The following is a 13789-nucleotide window of genomic DNA, read 5'->3' on the forward strand; positions in this document are numbered from 1 at the left end:
TGTCTTCCCGCTGGCCACCGCCACTTAAACCTGCCGCAACACCGTTACGATCTGCTCTGGTTTGTACCTCTGCATCGGCATATTCAAATACCTCCCTCATGAGATTCTCTCTCACTTCGGCTGGTATCGAAATCGCCGGGCAGGTCAGTATGGCCCTTCGGGCCATTGCGCGCCAACGTCATCGATCAGTACTGAAGTCGAACACCATTGTCGGGAGGATGCCGGCGCTACGTTGACCCACCTCTCCACGTCTGGGACAATGTGGTTGGTCGATCAATATGCCAAGGGCGCTAAGAACAGACGACGAATACGATGTGATTGTGGTGGGGGCGGGGCACGCGGGGTGCGAGGCCGCCATGGCCTCTGCGCGCATGGGCTTGCGCACGGCGCTGTGTACCATGAACCTTGATCTGATCGCGCAGATGTCCTGCAATCCGGCTGTGGGTGGCATTGCCAAGGGGCACCTCGTCCGCGAGATTGATGCGCTGGGCGGCGTGATGGGCGAAGTGATCGACGCGACCGGAATTCAGTTTCGTTTGCTGAACACGTCGCGCGGGCCGGCGGTGTGGTCGCCGCGCGCGCAGGCGGACAAGAAACTTTATCGCGGCAAGATGCGCCAGGTTCTGGAGTCCGAGCCGAACCTGAAAATCAAGCAGGCGGAAGTGGTCGGCCTGGTAGTGGAAGAGCAGGAAAAAGGAGACAGGAGTCAGGAGTCAGAAGGGGGAGCGGAGAGGCGCCGGGTGCGCGGCGTGAAATTGCGTGATGGGCGGACCATCTGCGCGAGTGCGGTCATCGTCACCACCGGGACATTTCTGAACGGGCTGATCCACTGCGGCGAGAACACCTATCCAGCCGGACGGAGCGGCGAGCCCGCGTCGGTCTTCCTCGGCGAGAGCCTCAAGCGCCTGGGCTTCCGCTGTGGACGGTTGAAGACCGGCACGCCGCCGCGGCTGGACGCGCGCACCATCGACTTCAGCAAGTTCGAAGAGCAGCCCGGCGACGCCGTGCCCACGCCGTTCTCCTTCCGCACGCGGGCTCTCACTCAGCCGCAGGTCAGTTGCCACATCGCCTGGACCACTGCGGAGACGCACCGCATCCTGCGCGAGAACCTGCTGCGCTCGCCGCTCTATAGCGGCCAGATACAGGGCATCGGGCCGCGCTACTGTCCGTCAATCGAGGACAAGATCAAGAAGTTTCCCGACAAGGGGCAGCACCAGATTTTCCTCGAGCCCGAGGGTCTGGACACCAATGAGATTTATGTGAACGGCATGTCCACCTCGATGCCTATTGATGTTCAGCAGATGATGGTCGAGTCGATACCGGGCCTCGAGAACGCGGAGATGATTCGTCCCGGCTACGCCATTGAGTATGACTTCGTCGACCCAACCGAGCTGCTGCACACGCTGGAGACCAAGCGCATCGCGGGGCTGTACTTCGCGGGGCAGATCAACGGGACGACGGGATATGAGGAAGCTGGCGGGCAGGGAATCATGGCGGGCATCAACGCGGCGCGCGCCGCACAGGGCCGCGCGCCGGTGGTGCTGGATCGCACGCAGGCCTACATCGGCATCATGATCGACGACCTGGTTACCAAGGGCACCGACGAGCCGTATCGCATGTTCACCTCGCGCGCCGAGTTCCGTCTGCACCTGCGCATCGACAACGCCGACCTGCGCCTGATGCCCATCGCGCACGGCGTGGGCATGATCGGCGACAGCCACTACCGCGAGTTTGAAGAGAAGTATGCGCGCGTGCGGCAGTTGACGGATTACATCCGGAGGACGCGTCTCGATCCAGCGACCACAATGGGGGCGGCGTTGTATGCGCTCGCTGGACAGACGAGCGGCGATCGACTCACTCTGGAGCAGATGCTGCGACGGCCGGGCTTCACGTTGGAGGGCAGTCAGGAATTGCTCTGGCCACTGGCTGACGTGGGTGAGTCGCAGGAGCGACCTTCGCGCGAGGTGCTGAAGATTGTCGAGACCGACATCAAGTACGGCGGCTACCTCGCGCAGCAGCGGCAGCAGATGGAGCGCATGAAGAAGGCGGAGAGCCGGCAGATCCCGGCGTGGTTCGAGTATCAGGGCATCCCCGGCCTGTCGCACGAGATGGTCGAGAAACTGGCTCGCGTGCGCCCCCGCACATTGGGCCAGGCGGCGCGCATTCCGGGCGTGACGCCGGCGGCGGTGGCCATCGTCAACATCTACGTCGAGATGCGCCAGCGCGCCTCCGCATAACGCGCTGATTCCCATCCGGACTAGTCAAATAGATGTCACGCGAAAGCGCGCACCGTATTCAGGGATTGTGGTAGACTAAGTTCCCCGCAAACCAAATGAAAACCAATAGCGCATATTACAAGATAAGCTGGAAGGAGCTTAATCCATGTTGAAAGAGTTCAAGGAGTTCATCGTCCGGGGTAACGTGATTGATCTCGCGATCGCGGTGATCCTGGGCGGCGCGTTTGGACCGATCGTCAATTCAGCCGTCAGCGATATAATCATGCCGCCCATCGGGATGATGATGGGCAATGTCGATTTCAAAGACCTGTTCTTCAGCCTCTCCGGCACCGCGTTTCCCACCCTGGCCGCCGCCAAAGCCGCAGGCGCGCCGGTGATTGCCTACGGCAGCTTCATTAACACGGTGATCAATTTTCTGATCATCTCCTTCGCGATCTTCATGATGGTCAAGCAGGTGAACCGCTTCAATGCCCCTGCGCCGGCCCCCGCCGCTCCGGCGACGAAGGATTGTCCACAGTGTCTGAATGCCATCCCTGTCAACGCCAAGCGCTGTGGCCATTGCACGACCCAGCTCTAAGTTTAGCGAGTGGCATGGCGTTTCCGATGTGGTAGCACAGTTCCCCTGACAACCAGAGCCGCGGGCGAATCACCCGGCGGTTATTCACAAAATCAGAGATGCCCGTGGTATGCCTTTGCCGCCTGCATGGGTTGCACAGGGCCAGCTTGCGGCGGGCAAGCCGCAGAATCCTAGTTCAATTCATTAAGGAGACTAGCACCGTGAAGAATACACTTTTGATTTTGATCTTGATCGCTGTGCAATCCGCTGTGGTGTGCGCCGATCAGATAACGCTGAAGAATGGCGACCGTGTCACGGGCAGCATCGTGAAGAAGGATGGCGCTTCGCTGACTGTAAGCAGCGCGCATTTCGGGATCATCACTTTGCCTTGGGATCAGGTGGAGTCAGTAACCTCCGATGGGCCGCTGAATGTGGTGATCGGCGCCAACACGGTGCAAGGCCCGGTGCGCATCGCGGGCGGGCGACTGGAAGTAGCGGGTCGCAGCGCAGCGCTGGCTGAAGTAGCGGCCATTCGCAACGCCGGAGAGCAGGCCGCGTACGAGCGCATGCTGGAACCCGGCTTGGGCCAACTCTGGGCGGGCAGCGCCAGCCTGGGCTGGGCGGGAACGGCTGGCAACGCGCGTACGCAGACGCTGGCGACGGGTGTGAATGCCGCGCGCGCCACCAACTCGGACAAGACTTCGCTCTACTTTAATACCGTCAGCTCCTCCGCGACGGTGAACGGATCGAACACCGAAACCGCCAAGGCTGTGCGCGGCGGGGTGGGCTACAACCGCAACATCAGCTCGCGGACGTTCATTAACTTGTTCAACGATTATGAGTACGACCGGTTCCAGAGCCTGGATCTGCGCTTCGTGCTCGGCGGCGGCTTCGGCGTGAACGTGATCAAGTCCGATGTCAGGCGCTTCGACCTGCTCGGCGGCGCCGCGTACAATCGCGAGAAATTTTCGACACCGCTCACGCGCGATGCCGCGGAGGCGTACTGGGGCGATGATTACAGCATGAAAATGAACTCCGCCACCAGCATCGTGCAGAGTTTCCGCATGTTCAACAATCTCTCCAAGTCGGGCGACTACCGCATGAACTTTGATCTGGGTGCGGCGACCAAACTCAGCAAGTGGCTGAATTGGAATGTGAACCTCAGCGACCGCTACCTGAAGAATCCCGCGCCCGGACGCAAGACCAACGACGTGCTTTATTCCACGGGCATCGGCATCACCTTTGCGCAATAATAGGCTGAGGTGAACCGATCAAGGCGTGATGTCTGGAGATACTAAACCACTAGCCGAATTGTTGGAGCAGTGCGCGAAGCAGACTGGCATTCCACTCAGCAGCGTGCAACAGCGGCAACTCCTGATCCATTTTGAGTTGCTGCTGAGTTGGAATCAGAAGATGAATCTTTCGGCGATCCGCGATCCACGGCAGATTGCCGAAAGACACTTCGCCGAGTCGCTGTTTTTGGCCAGCCTGTTGCCCGCTCCCGACGGCCTGCCGGGCGCGCCAGCTCGAATAATGATTGACGTGGGTTCCGGCGCGGGCTTCCCCGGCTTGCCGCTGAAGGTGGTTTGGCCGCATGTGGAGACGGTGCTTCTGGAGCCAAACCAGAAGAAGGCCACGTTTCTGAAAGATGTGATTCGGCAGTGCGGGCTGGAACGAGCGAGCGTCTCAACGGATCGTCTGGAAACGGCGGCTCGCGGGGAGATGGCTGGTCGCGCGGCGCTGGTAACCATGCGGGCCGTTGCAGTTGCTCACACGGACCTCGATAGTCTTGCCCGGCTGCTCGACGGAAATGGACAGGTGGCGCTGTTTCTGGGCGAGGCCGACGCCGAGCGAGTGGCGCGTGATTCATCGTTCTGCTGGCTTCGCATGGATGTAATTCCCAACTCACTGCGACGGATGATTCTTACCGGCACGCCATCCCGATAAACTCAATTCCAGAGTTGCAATTGGTGACACAGAGCCGCGACCGGAAGGGAGCGGTACTGAATCAACGCCACCGTTCCCATGTGCCACCGCTCCCTTCCGATCGCGGCTCTGCGTACTCTACTTCAATGGTAAAAATCGTCTAGAAGCGCACGGTGTACTGGACTTTGGCGGCGAGCTTGGTGTCGGCGGCATGGAAATGCAAGCCCTCTTGGTCGTCGCGCAGCCAACCCTGATTCAGCACCAGGAAGAAATCGTTGCCGGGTTGCACGATCCAGCGCAGGCGGCTCTGCCAGCCGAGGTTGCGCGACGTAGTGTCATACTGCATCAGATTGAACAGGGAGAGGAATGGCGTGAAGGAGTAGTTGAGGCGCAGGCTCTGCACGCGCGCCACGAAATTCCCTTCTTTCAAACGGCCGAAGGTCTGGTTGGTTTCCAGAATTACTTGCAGGTGCGGCTGGAATTTATAGTTCAGGCTGGCGCGGATTTCATGCGCCGTGCCGGAATAATAATCGCCCAGCCACAATGTCAGCCGCGCTTCCACGGCGCGTTTGGAGGCGGTGAAGGCCTCCACGCGCCAGCGCGTAAATTGATAGTCGCCCACCGGCAAAATCACTCCGGGAGAGATTTCAAAAGGCTTGAAGACTCTTTCGAAAGTGGGTTGCCAATTGAACTCGATGTGATCTCCGGAATTGAATCGCCAGTTGATAGGAGCGGTCATCAGCCGCCATGATTCGCTGGCTCCCGCGTCCAGGCGGGTGTAGTGAGTAAAGAAGGCCTCATGCAGCATCTGGCGCACGCCGAGAAAATTCTTCGGTCGCGGACTGTAACCGAAATTCACTCGAATCAGGCGCGAGCCAGGCCGCTGCACGAATCCCTGCGCCGGGCGGAAATTCTTATCGACGCGCCGCCAGTTGGCCGAGAGGTCCAGCAGATCGTTGGGAAAGCTCACGCCGACGCCGAACGCCTTGTCGTCGCCCGTGGGACTCGCTGGGGTGATCCGCTCATTGCTGCTCTTCAGCGCGAAAGCGTTCAGCGATAAATTCCGGTCGCCGCCCAGAAAACTGCTGGTCCCCAGGCGCACATCCGCGCCGAAGGTGCGCGCCGAGCGCGTCGAGGACGGATCGCCGTCAGTGAAGACGGCCCCGATGTACGACTGCCGAAACAACGTTTGTTTCACGCGCCCCACCAGCAGATTTCTGGCCGGAGAAAACCCGGTTTCTCCCGTGCGCGCGTCCAGCAGCCCAATGTCGAGGCCACCAATCTTCCCGGTGAGCTTGGTCCCGAAACGGATGGGGACTTCCTGGCCACCTGATAATCCGATGCGGCGGCTGAAGAACGGCAGCAACTCGTTTCCGTTGTCTGAGAAATTGAAGACGCCGGAGTTCTCCAGAAAAAACTGGCGCTTCTCCGGGAAGAAAAGCGGGAAGCGCGTGAGATTGATCTGGCGGGTGTCCACTTCGGTCTCGCCGAAATCCGTGTTGACAGTGGCATTCCATTTCAAGCTGGGTGTGATGTTATAGGCCATGTCTACGCCGGGCTTGCCGGTGAACGTGCTTTTGGTCTGTGTGCCCGCTTCGTCGCGAATCCAGCGACCGCCGGTGAATGGACGCAACTCCAGCCCACGGCCCTGGGTGATGTCGCTGAACCCGCTGATCTCGCCCGCTTCGGAGACTTGCAGAAAATTCACATCCAGACGTGGCGAAGCCCAGCGGTCTTCTTCAATCTTGCGCTTGATAGTGCGCGAGAAATTAAAACCCCAGGAAGTTCCACCAGTTTGAAATGTCAGGCTCTTGAAGGGAATGGCGAACTCCGCCGTCCAGCCTTCGCGTGTGCGCCGCGTGCGCACCACCCAGATGGCGTCCCAGTCGCGGTTCAGTGTGCCGTTCTCGATGACCAGCGCATCCACCAGCGCGCCGGACGGGCTGGTGGAAAAGTAGTAGGCGTTGCGGCGATCGTGAAAGGTGTCGAGCAGTATGTCGATGTGATCGTCATCCACGAAGTCCGAGTCGCGGCCCATGCGCGTGGCGATGATGCCGGGGGGGTCGGAGTCCCAGCAGGTTACACCGATGTAGAGATTATTGTCGTCGTAAAGCAGGCGGACTTCGGTGCGTTCCGAGGCAACGGTGCCAGCGTTCGGCTCGCGCTGCTGTATCTCGCCGATAGGCGGCGCCTGCGCCCACTGCGGTTCATCCAGTGCGCCATCCACGCGCATGGACGCCTCGGCCCGCTGGACACGAGCCTGCCGCGTTTGCGCGGAACCAGCCACTGGCACCGTCAGTAGACAAACCGCGACGCTCAACCAAATCGCCGGAGTTGCGAATATGCGATGCAGGAATCGAAGAGAGGTCATTGTTAGGGGCCGCTCGCGGCGGCGGCCTGGTTCCAAGTTTGTCTCGATTGATTTATTCTATGGGATTATCAGACCGCGGTTTTTGCCGCGAGGATTTCCATCTTGCGGGCCAAGGCCAGATCAAGCGTGCTGATGCCGCCGAGGGAATGCGTTATTAAATCCACCACGACTTTGTTGTAGCCATTAGACCAATCTGGATGGTGGTTCATCGCTTCAGCGATGAGCGCCACGCTGGACATAAAGCCGAATGCCTCGACGAAGCCCGGAAATTTATAATCGCGATGGAGTTTTTCCGCGACGACGTTCCATCCGGGCAGCTCTTTCAAGGCGTCGTGAATCTCGGTTACAGTCAAACGCCTGGGTTGCTCCGACATGGGTGGGCCTCCTTGCATGACTTGCTGGACTCGCTCAGCTAATCTTCCAGCATATGGCATAGAGTGGGCGATCACAAGGATTGCACGTCCGCCAACTTGCCAGATGGGCCGCACTGCCACTATAGTTTTTCTGCGGGCCTTGCTCGCCTCGCTACTATGAACATATCTGCGCCAGTGGACCTGAGTCCGTTTGATGTCCTATTTGACCACAGCGAGAAGAATGTCGCGCTGACGCATGAACTGCGTCAGTTCGCAGGCAATGTGGGCTTCCCGGCGGCACCCGCTGGAAGGCCTTGGATTTACGCCAACTTCGTGCAGTCGATTGACGGGATGGTCAGCTTCGGCGGGACGCATCCGGGCGGTGAATGGATCGCGCGCAGCCGTCATGACCGCTGGATGATGGACCTGCTGCGCGCGCACGCCGACGCGCTGATCTGCGGCATGCGTTCGCTGGAGATGGAGGCCCGCTTCGGACGCATCCCCGGCGGGCCCGTTTACCGCATCGTCGATCCCGGCCTGCTGCGATATCGCACGGACGTTCTTGGCCGTCGCAAGCTCATCAACATCATCGTAAGCGGGACGGGGAAATTTCGCCCGACTGACTACCGTCTGTTTAGCTCCGAGCACGTGGAGGCGTGGATTGCCACCACCCCGGAGGGCGCACGACATTTAGAAAAGGCGGTGGCAGGCACGGCAAACGTACGCCTTCTCGTCTGCGGGGAGAACGGACATCTGGATTGGACGGAACTGATGAAGGAGCTGCATCGGTCTGGCATCGAGCAGTTACTCTGCGAGGGCGGCCCGGCGCTCTACGGCAGCATGCTGCGGTCTCGGCTGATCGACGAAAAATTTCTGACGATTTCCCCGCAAGAGATCGGTGCGGAACATCCGGCGCCGGAGGAATCGCGCGTGGCCGAAGAGATGTTCGCACCCCGGCTGACATCCTTCACTGGTGCCGGGTTTGGCCCGGAAAACGCCCAGTGGTACCGCACCATGAGTTGCCGCCGCGCCGGCGACCACATGTTCCTGCGATACCGTGCGGCCGCACATCCTGATCAACGGTAAGTACAGGATTGCGCTGACAACCGCGCCTGGCGTAGAAAACTTCCCTCAGTTGCAGCAAAACTTTGCCGATTCTCCTGCGACGTACTCTTCCCATAATGGGAAACAAGTTCCCAATGGCGGAATAATAGAATTCAACATGGTCCCGTATGTAATTGATAAATAGATGGAAGTCATGCGTTGTTGCTGGCCAGTCAGTTGCGCTTGGTACGTTCGCGGGAATATTGCGGAGGGCCCAATGCAACTCGAAACGATTCTGATGGTTAGTGAACAACGACACTCGTATCATCGCTTGCGCGCCGAACTGATGGGGAGCTGCTATCGGCTGATCCGCGCCAGAAATCTCCGCATTGCCCATTGGCTCATCTCGCGCCGAAAGATCGGTCTCCTGCTGATCTGCGATCCGCAAACCTTCGCCAGCGACGCGCCCACTTCCGTTGCCACTAACCGCATACCCGATGCCGATGCATGGCAAGGTCCATGCGCGAACTCCCTCCTGATCAGTCGAGATGATTCCATTGGCGTTCGCTGCGGCTCCATTCTTGGCGAGAGTGAGAAGGACACAGCCCAGGACATGGCCCCAAACATTTCCGATGTCGTGCTGGATACCGATTTTGACATCGACGCTGAGCAGGAAGTTTTGAGCATGGCTGAAGAGCAGCGTATTCCGGTCCTGCGCATCATACCAGATTGGCCAGATTGGCCAGGTTGGCCAGCGATGTCTCTCATTTCTGGTGTGAATCGGGGCGCCGACTACATCCTGTTGGCCCCCTACGATCAGAGCCAATTGATTCAAGCTATCCGCACTGCGATGCTGAATGGGGCGTCGCAGGCACAAGACCCTCAGTCCAGTCCGCTGGAGATTGCGCTTCAAGACCGTATATGTACCCTGAATACCAGCCGGGAGCGGATGGCGAAGATGTTAATCGGGACCGTGGAGCAACCCAGCACGTCAAGGCCGCGCTTTCCTGGAGTGAGTCGGAGATTCACGAGCTTCGGCAAACGGTGATACGCAACGAGATGAAATCGCAGTCCGCCGGCAAGCTGCCCGAAGCGATTGAGGGTATTGCCCATGATTTCTCCAATCTGCTGGAAGCTGCCGGGACCGTCACCACTTCACTGCATTGGTCCGCTCAAAACACACAACACTACCGAGAGGCCATGCGTGGCGTCATGGAGCAGGCGCAGGCGTTGCTGGATTGTCTGTTGGAGATGGCCCATCCCGCCGAACAGCCCTGGCGCACGGAAGCGGTGGATTTGCGATCCATCGTTGATCAGGCGCTGAGTGCCGCGCTGCTCCCATTGCGAGAACCGCTCATCCGCGTGCGTGTCCGCGTGGGAGGGCTCGATCCGGTCAGGGTGCATCGCTCGGTAGTCTTTCGCGCGCTGGTGAACCTGATTTGGAATGCCGTGCAGGCGATGCCCCATGGCGGCATGCTCAGTCTGGTGGGATACGTTCGCGGAAACCGTGTGGTACTGGAGGTCTCCGATACCGGCACTGGAATTTCCAGGGACGATCTGCAGAAAGTATTCAACGAGCCATTCAGCACTAAGCCGGGACACCGCGGACTAGGCTTGTCGCTGGTCCGCGATCTGCTGGCGAAATGCGGCGGCGAACTCACTTACTCGAGCCGGCCCGATCGCGGGAGCAGCTTCTGCCTCGCGCTGCCTATGGCGCGGACAACGGAGCTTGCGCGTCCGGCGTTGGTGCCTGCCAGGAGGAAAGTGTCTGAACTGGTTGCGGTAGGGAAATACGATGGGACCCGTTCAGCAAAGAATGCCGCCGCCCCAAGAGCTATGCCGCCGGCCAAAAACCACCGGCCCGTAGTACTGCAATCCTAGTACCGTGGCCTAAATTGAAATGAGTCCTTTGCGCTATTCCGCTCTCTGCAGGGACGCGTTAAATTGGTTTCAACATCACAGCAGTTCACCTGATCCGCTACTCGGGGGCTGGTTGCTCAAACCAGCCCCCTCTGCCTTTTAGGCCATTTTCATAATTGATGTATAGCGTGGCTACCAGCGCAGCCGCAGCCCGAGCTGCACCAGGCGACCGCGGTTGGCGGTGTTGGTGATCTCGCCAAAGGTGTCCGATGAAATTCGCAGATTTGGTTCGGCGAACTGCGGCTGATTCAGAAAGTTGATGAACTCGCCACGGAACTGTAGCGAAGTGTCGGCAGCGGCTTTGCCCAGCGCGAATTCCCTTTCCAGTGCCACATTCCAGTTATGCACGCCGTCTGAGCGCAGCACGTTGTAACCCAGATCGCCACGCCCGCCCACGGGCAGATTCGTGTTGAAGTACTGACACTCGTATACGCGAAAATTCGCGCCATCTGGCCCGACGGTTGGAATGCGGCGGCAGCTATCGGCAGACAGCATGGCGCGCGAGGTGTCGGGATGGTCGATGCTGCGACCGAGAATGGACGTGTCGAGAAGATTCGGCCGGTCGGAAGCGCGAACGCCATCCACGTTCCCGATGCCGCGCGCATCCGACCCGGTTGTTATATTTAATGGTGTCCCTGACTTATACGTCGCCGTGCCGGCTATGCGCCAGCCCCCCAGCAGCTTGGAGATGAATCGTGAGCCTCGCCCGCCAGGCGCAGGTCCGGGAATTCGTAATTGAATCCAGCGGTGAGACTGTGCGGTGAGTCGAATTTCGTCACACCTTTCAGGTCTGAGTTGCGCTCGTTGGCGGTTTGGGCTACGCCTGTGCCGGTCTCGATTTCCGCAAAGGTCGTGTCACCGGTGCTGATCGACTTGCTGAACCTGTAACGAACATTCAGCGCAAGGCCGTAGCTTAGTTTCCGCGCGAGCGTTGCTTGCAAGGCACCGAAGTAGGCGGTCACGCCGTTGAGGGCGCTGGTCATCTGGAGATAGTTGGGATGGGGGCGGCGCGCGTCGATATTCCCCGTCGCTGCGACCATGCCGGGAACCTCCACGCCGCGATTGCCCACGAGCCGTACGGGCAGTTTGAAGGTCCGCTCTCCGACATATCCTAGGGTGAGCGAAAAGTTCGCCGGAAGTTCCTGCTGAATCTGGAGTGAGTAAACGTGACTATAGGGCGATACCAAATCGGGATCCATCGTCTTGATCTCGGAACGCTTGCCGCCCACCGAAGACTCTTCCGCGTTCGCGAGAGGGTCCAGTAAACTCGGGAACTGCACTTGCACCAGCAGCAAGTCAGGTGGATTGAAGCGGGCACGTTGGTAGAGCAGTGGGTGGATCGCTCCGAAGCTGACACCATGTCCGCCGCGTGAACGCACTCATTGGATTTGCAAGAGACACCCACAGCATTATAGTAGTTAGTTCAATAAGACGTCTGGATTGATTTTTCTGTTGCGGCCAATTCCTGCGGAATGAAAGTCGTGCAGTGTACATCGCGAAGCCAGAGGTGAGGCATGGGAAAGCTGAAGGTGGTGGGGGTGATTCCGGCGCGGTTAGCTTCGGAGCGGTTGCCGGGGAAGGTGCTGCTCGAACTTGACGGCAAGGCCATGCTGCATCACGTCTATGATGCGGCGCGCGCCTGCCCGCTGCTGGACGAGTTGCTCATCGCCACCGACGCCGAGCCGGTGCGCGAGTATTGCCAGCGGCAAGGCATCCCCGTGCGCATGACGTCATCGGCGCACTCGAGCGGCACCGAACGCATTCGCGAGGTGGCCGACAGTCTTGCCGCCGACGTGTATGTGAACATACAGGGCGATGAGCCGCTGGTGCAGGCCGAGCACGTGCGCCTGTTGATCGACCTGTTCGAGAGCGGCGGGAAGGGTGCGGAGGTTCAGGTGACGACCTTGAAAACACCGCTCGAACACACTGCCACGCAGAATCCCAATGTGGTGAAGGTGGTTACAGACCTGCATGGCTGCGCGCTATACTTCTCGCGTTCGGCGATTCCTTATCGCCGGAATGCGGAGTCCCCGCTGCCAACCTACAAGCATCTTGGTTTCTATGCCTACCGCCGCGACGCGCTGTGGAAATACTGCGATCTGCCCATGACGTTAATCGAACAAACGGAAAGGCTCGAACAGCTTCGTTTCCTGCATCACGGCATCCCGATCCATGTTGCGGAGACATCGTTGGATACCATCGGAGTTGATACGCGGGAGGATTGGGAAGCGTTCTCCGTCCAATGGGGAAAGAGAAAATCTAGCCAGCCATAGCGGTCATTCTGTTCACCGTAAATCGGGAATCCGCTGCCCGGTTCTTGGGCGCTTTTTCCGAAGAAGTTCTTGCCCCAGCGGTCGGGTTCGTCAGCGTTTTGCGAAGTTGCGTGATGGCGGCCAGATGGAGTTGCGAAATTCTGGATTCATGTACGCCGAGCAGGTCGGCGATTTGCCGCATGCTCATCTCGCGCCGATAGTAGAGGTCCAGGACTTGCCGGTGCCGCTCGGAGAGGTCTGCAATTGCCATCGCCAGGAGGGTCCCTTGCTGCTTGCGAGCCATTAGATGTTCAGGCGTAGCCTCGCTGCGATACGAATACTTTGCGGCGCGGGAATTATGGTAGAGCCGCTCCATTTCATTCAGTCCCCCTGATGAAAATACAGAGGCAGTTGGCATTGGAAGCTTGGGGGGGGCGTCCAACTTCGTGGCGTAATGCGGAGTCGACGGCTGCGGGTCGGCTAATCCATTATTGGCCAATTCATGGATGGGATCGGAGTCTTGTGTCGGAGCATTGTCTCGGAGGCTCTTCACTTTTTTGCGAGCGCTGCGTGACAGCCAGTTCATGCCCCGTAGCCCATCCAAAATTGCGCCGCGTATGCGGTGCTCTGCGTATGTCTTGAGCAGGATGCCGCGGCTGGGATCGTACTTACCAATGGCGTCGAGTAAGCCAAGTGTCCCATAGCCAATCAGGTCATCGATGTCCACCGCAAAGCACTGTCGCTTCCAGAGACCTCTGGCTACCATGCGAACCTGCGGCAGATGCGCGAGCATCAGTTCCTCGCGATGCCACGGATCGGGTTGCGTGCACTGCGAGGTGATTGTGGGCAATACGGGGATAGCGTATGCATCGGCGGAAGTGGCTATCGAACTAGAACCAACACGTACCGCAGTAGCTTGAGAATAAGTTGAGGGCATCGCGAATGTTGATCTCCTGCCCTTCTTCAATAGGGCAGTGGAAGAGGGCACGGTGATGGAAGCACGTGCGTAGCCACGATTTGAGGTGGGAGCGCAAGCGCTAACCGGTTGATTGCAATCTGCTAATGATTGAACAGAGAAGTGGGTGTGGACACGCGGGAGGACCGATTTGGGAAGAAATGCCATAATGGCA

12 protein-coding genes are annotated in these 13789 nt (G+C 59.1%); 7 read left to right on the forward strand and 5 right to left on the reverse strand.

The window, feature by feature from the left end; genetic code table 11:
- Nucleotides 1-278: 278 nt before the first annotated feature.
- The 4 genes from mnmG to rsmG all read left to right on the forward strand — a co-directional run bounded on the left by mnmG (nucleotide 279) and on the right by rsmG (nucleotide 4740).
- Entirely contained in the window at nucleotides 279-2237 is a 1959-nt protein-coding gene (gene mnmG / locus EXQ56_03315; protein ID MSO19480.1) for a tRNA uridine-5-carboxymethylaminomethyl(34) synthesis enzyme MnmG, read from the forward strand.
- 145 nt (nucleotides 2238-2382) lie between these two features.
- Nucleotides 2383-2814 carry a large conductance mechanosensitive channel protein MscL gene (gene mscL / locus EXQ56_03320; protein MSO19481.1) on the forward strand — a complete coding sequence of 144 codons (432 nt, stop codon included), beginning with the start codon at nucleotides 2383-2385 and terminating at the stop codon, nucleotides 2812-2814.
- A 98-nt stretch (nucleotides 2815-2912) separates the two neighbouring features.
- The gene (locus EXQ56_03325; protein MSO19482.1) at nucleotides 2913-4046 is read left to right on the forward strand and encodes a DUF481 domain-containing protein; all 1134 of its coding nucleotides are present in this window, start codon (nucleotides 2913-2915) and stop codon (nucleotides 4044-4046) included.
- A gap of 28 nt (nucleotides 4047-4074) precedes the next feature.
- Nucleotides 4075-4740: a 16S rRNA (guanine(527)-N(7))-methyltransferase RsmG gene (gene rsmG, locus EXQ56_03330; protein ID MSO19483.1), complete on the forward strand. Its 666-nt coding sequence runs from the start codon at nucleotides 4075-4077 to the stop codon at nucleotides 4738-4740.
- A gap of 139 nt (nucleotides 4741-4879) precedes the next feature.
- Here the strand turns inward: rsmG and EXQ56_03335 are convergent, their stop codons facing one another.
- Both EXQ56_03335 and EXQ56_03340 read right to left on the reverse strand, forming a co-directional pair.
- On the reverse strand, nucleotides 4880-7090 hold the full coding sequence (locus EXQ56_03335) for a hypothetical protein (GenBank protein ID MSO19484.1): 2211 nt from the start codon (nucleotides 7088-7090) through the stop codon (nucleotides 4880-4882).
- Nucleotides 7091-7158: 68 nt separating this feature from the next.
- Complete coding sequence (locus EXQ56_03340; protein ID MSO19485.1) at nucleotides 7159-7464, reverse strand: 4a-hydroxytetrahydrobiopterin dehydratase; 306 nt, start codon at nucleotides 7462-7464, stop codon at nucleotides 7159-7161.
- 156 nt (nucleotides 7465-7620) lie between these two features.
- Here EXQ56_03340 and EXQ56_03345 point away from each other — a divergent pair, with 156 nt between their 5' ends.
- Complete coding sequence (locus EXQ56_03345; protein ID MSO19486.1) at nucleotides 7621-8529, forward strand: RibD family protein; 909 nt, start codon at nucleotides 7621-7623, stop codon at nucleotides 8527-8529.
- 879 nt (nucleotides 8530-9408) lie between these two features.
- Nucleotides 9409-10368: a HAMP domain-containing histidine kinase gene (locus EXQ56_03350; GenBank protein MSO19487.1), complete on the forward strand. Its 960-nt coding sequence runs from the start codon at nucleotides 9409-9411 to the stop codon at nucleotides 10366-10368.
- A gap of 171 nt (nucleotides 10369-10539) precedes the next feature.
- Here EXQ56_03350 and EXQ56_03355 read toward each other — a convergent pair whose 3' ends face one another.
- Nucleotides 10540-10992: a hypothetical protein gene (locus tag EXQ56_03355; protein ID MSO19488.1), complete on the reverse strand. Its 453-nt coding sequence runs from the start codon at nucleotides 10990-10992 to the stop codon at nucleotides 10540-10542.
- 74 nt (nucleotides 10993-11066) lie between these two features.
- A complete protein-coding gene (locus tag EXQ56_03360) occupies nucleotides 11067-11786 on the reverse strand; it encodes a hypothetical protein (GenBank protein MSO19489.1) in 720 nt (239 codons plus the stop codon).
- 135 nt (nucleotides 11787-11921) lie between these two features.
- On the opposite strand from EXQ56_03360, the gene kdsB reads away from it, so the two are divergent.
- A complete protein-coding gene (kdsB, locus tag EXQ56_03365) occupies nucleotides 11922-12680 on the forward strand; it encodes a 3-deoxy-manno-octulosonate cytidylyltransferase (protein MSO19490.1) in 759 nt (252 codons plus the stop codon).
- On the opposite strand, the gene EXQ56_03370 is transcribed toward kdsB, so the two are convergent.
- The gene (locus tag EXQ56_03370) at nucleotides 12667-13782 is read right to left on the reverse strand and encodes a sigma-70 family RNA polymerase sigma factor (GenBank protein MSO19491.1); all 1116 of its coding nucleotides are present in this window, start codon (nucleotides 13780-13782) and stop codon (nucleotides 12667-12669) included. The genes kdsB and EXQ56_03370 overlap by 14 nt on opposite strands.
- Between the last annotated feature and the right edge of the window lie 7 nt (nucleotides 13783-13789).

It is taken from the genome of Acidobacteriota bacterium (assembly GCA_009691245.1).
Taxonomy (GTDB): Bacteria; Acidobacteriota; Terriglobia; order 2-12-FULL-54-10; family 2-12-FULL-54-10; genus SHUM01.

Bases quoted from the DNA above. Each gene is read 5' to 3' on its own strand.
- mnmG (MSO19480.1), top strand. From the start codon at position 279: ATGCCAAGGGCGCTAAGAACAGACGACGAATACGATGTGATTGTGGTG.
- mscL (MSO19481.1), top strand. From the start codon at position 2,383: ATGTTGAAAGAGTTCAAGGAGTTCATCGTCCGGGGTAACGTGATTGAT.
- EXQ56_03325 (MSO19482.1), top strand. From the start codon at position 2,913: ATGCCCGTGGTATGCCTTTGCCGCCTGCATGGGTTGCACAGGGCCAGC.
- rsmG (MSO19483.1), top strand. From the start codon at position 4,075: ATGTCTGGAGATACTAAACCACTAGCCGAATTGTTGGAGCAGTGCGCG.
- EXQ56_03335 (MSO19484.1), bottom strand. From the start codon at position 7,090: ATGACCTCTCTTCGATTCCTGCATCGCATATTCGCAACTCCGGCGATT.
- EXQ56_03340 (MSO19485.1), bottom strand. From the start codon at position 7,464: ATGTCGGAGCAACCCAGGCGTTTGACTGTAACCGAGATTCACGACGCC.
- EXQ56_03345 (MSO19486.1), top strand. From the start codon at position 7,621: ATGAACATATCTGCGCCAGTGGACCTGAGTCCGTTTGATGTCCTATTT.
- EXQ56_03350 (MSO19487.1), top strand. From the start codon at position 9,409: ATGTACCCTGAATACCAGCCGGGAGCGGATGGCGAAGATGTTAATCGG.
- kdsB (MSO19490.1), top strand. From the start codon at position 11,922: ATGGGAAAGCTGAAGGTGGTGGGGGTGATTCCGGCGCGGTTAGCTTCG.
- EXQ56_03370 (MSO19491.1), bottom strand. From the start codon at position 13,782: ATGGCATTTCTTCCCAAATCGGTCCTCCCGCGTGTCCACACCCACTTC.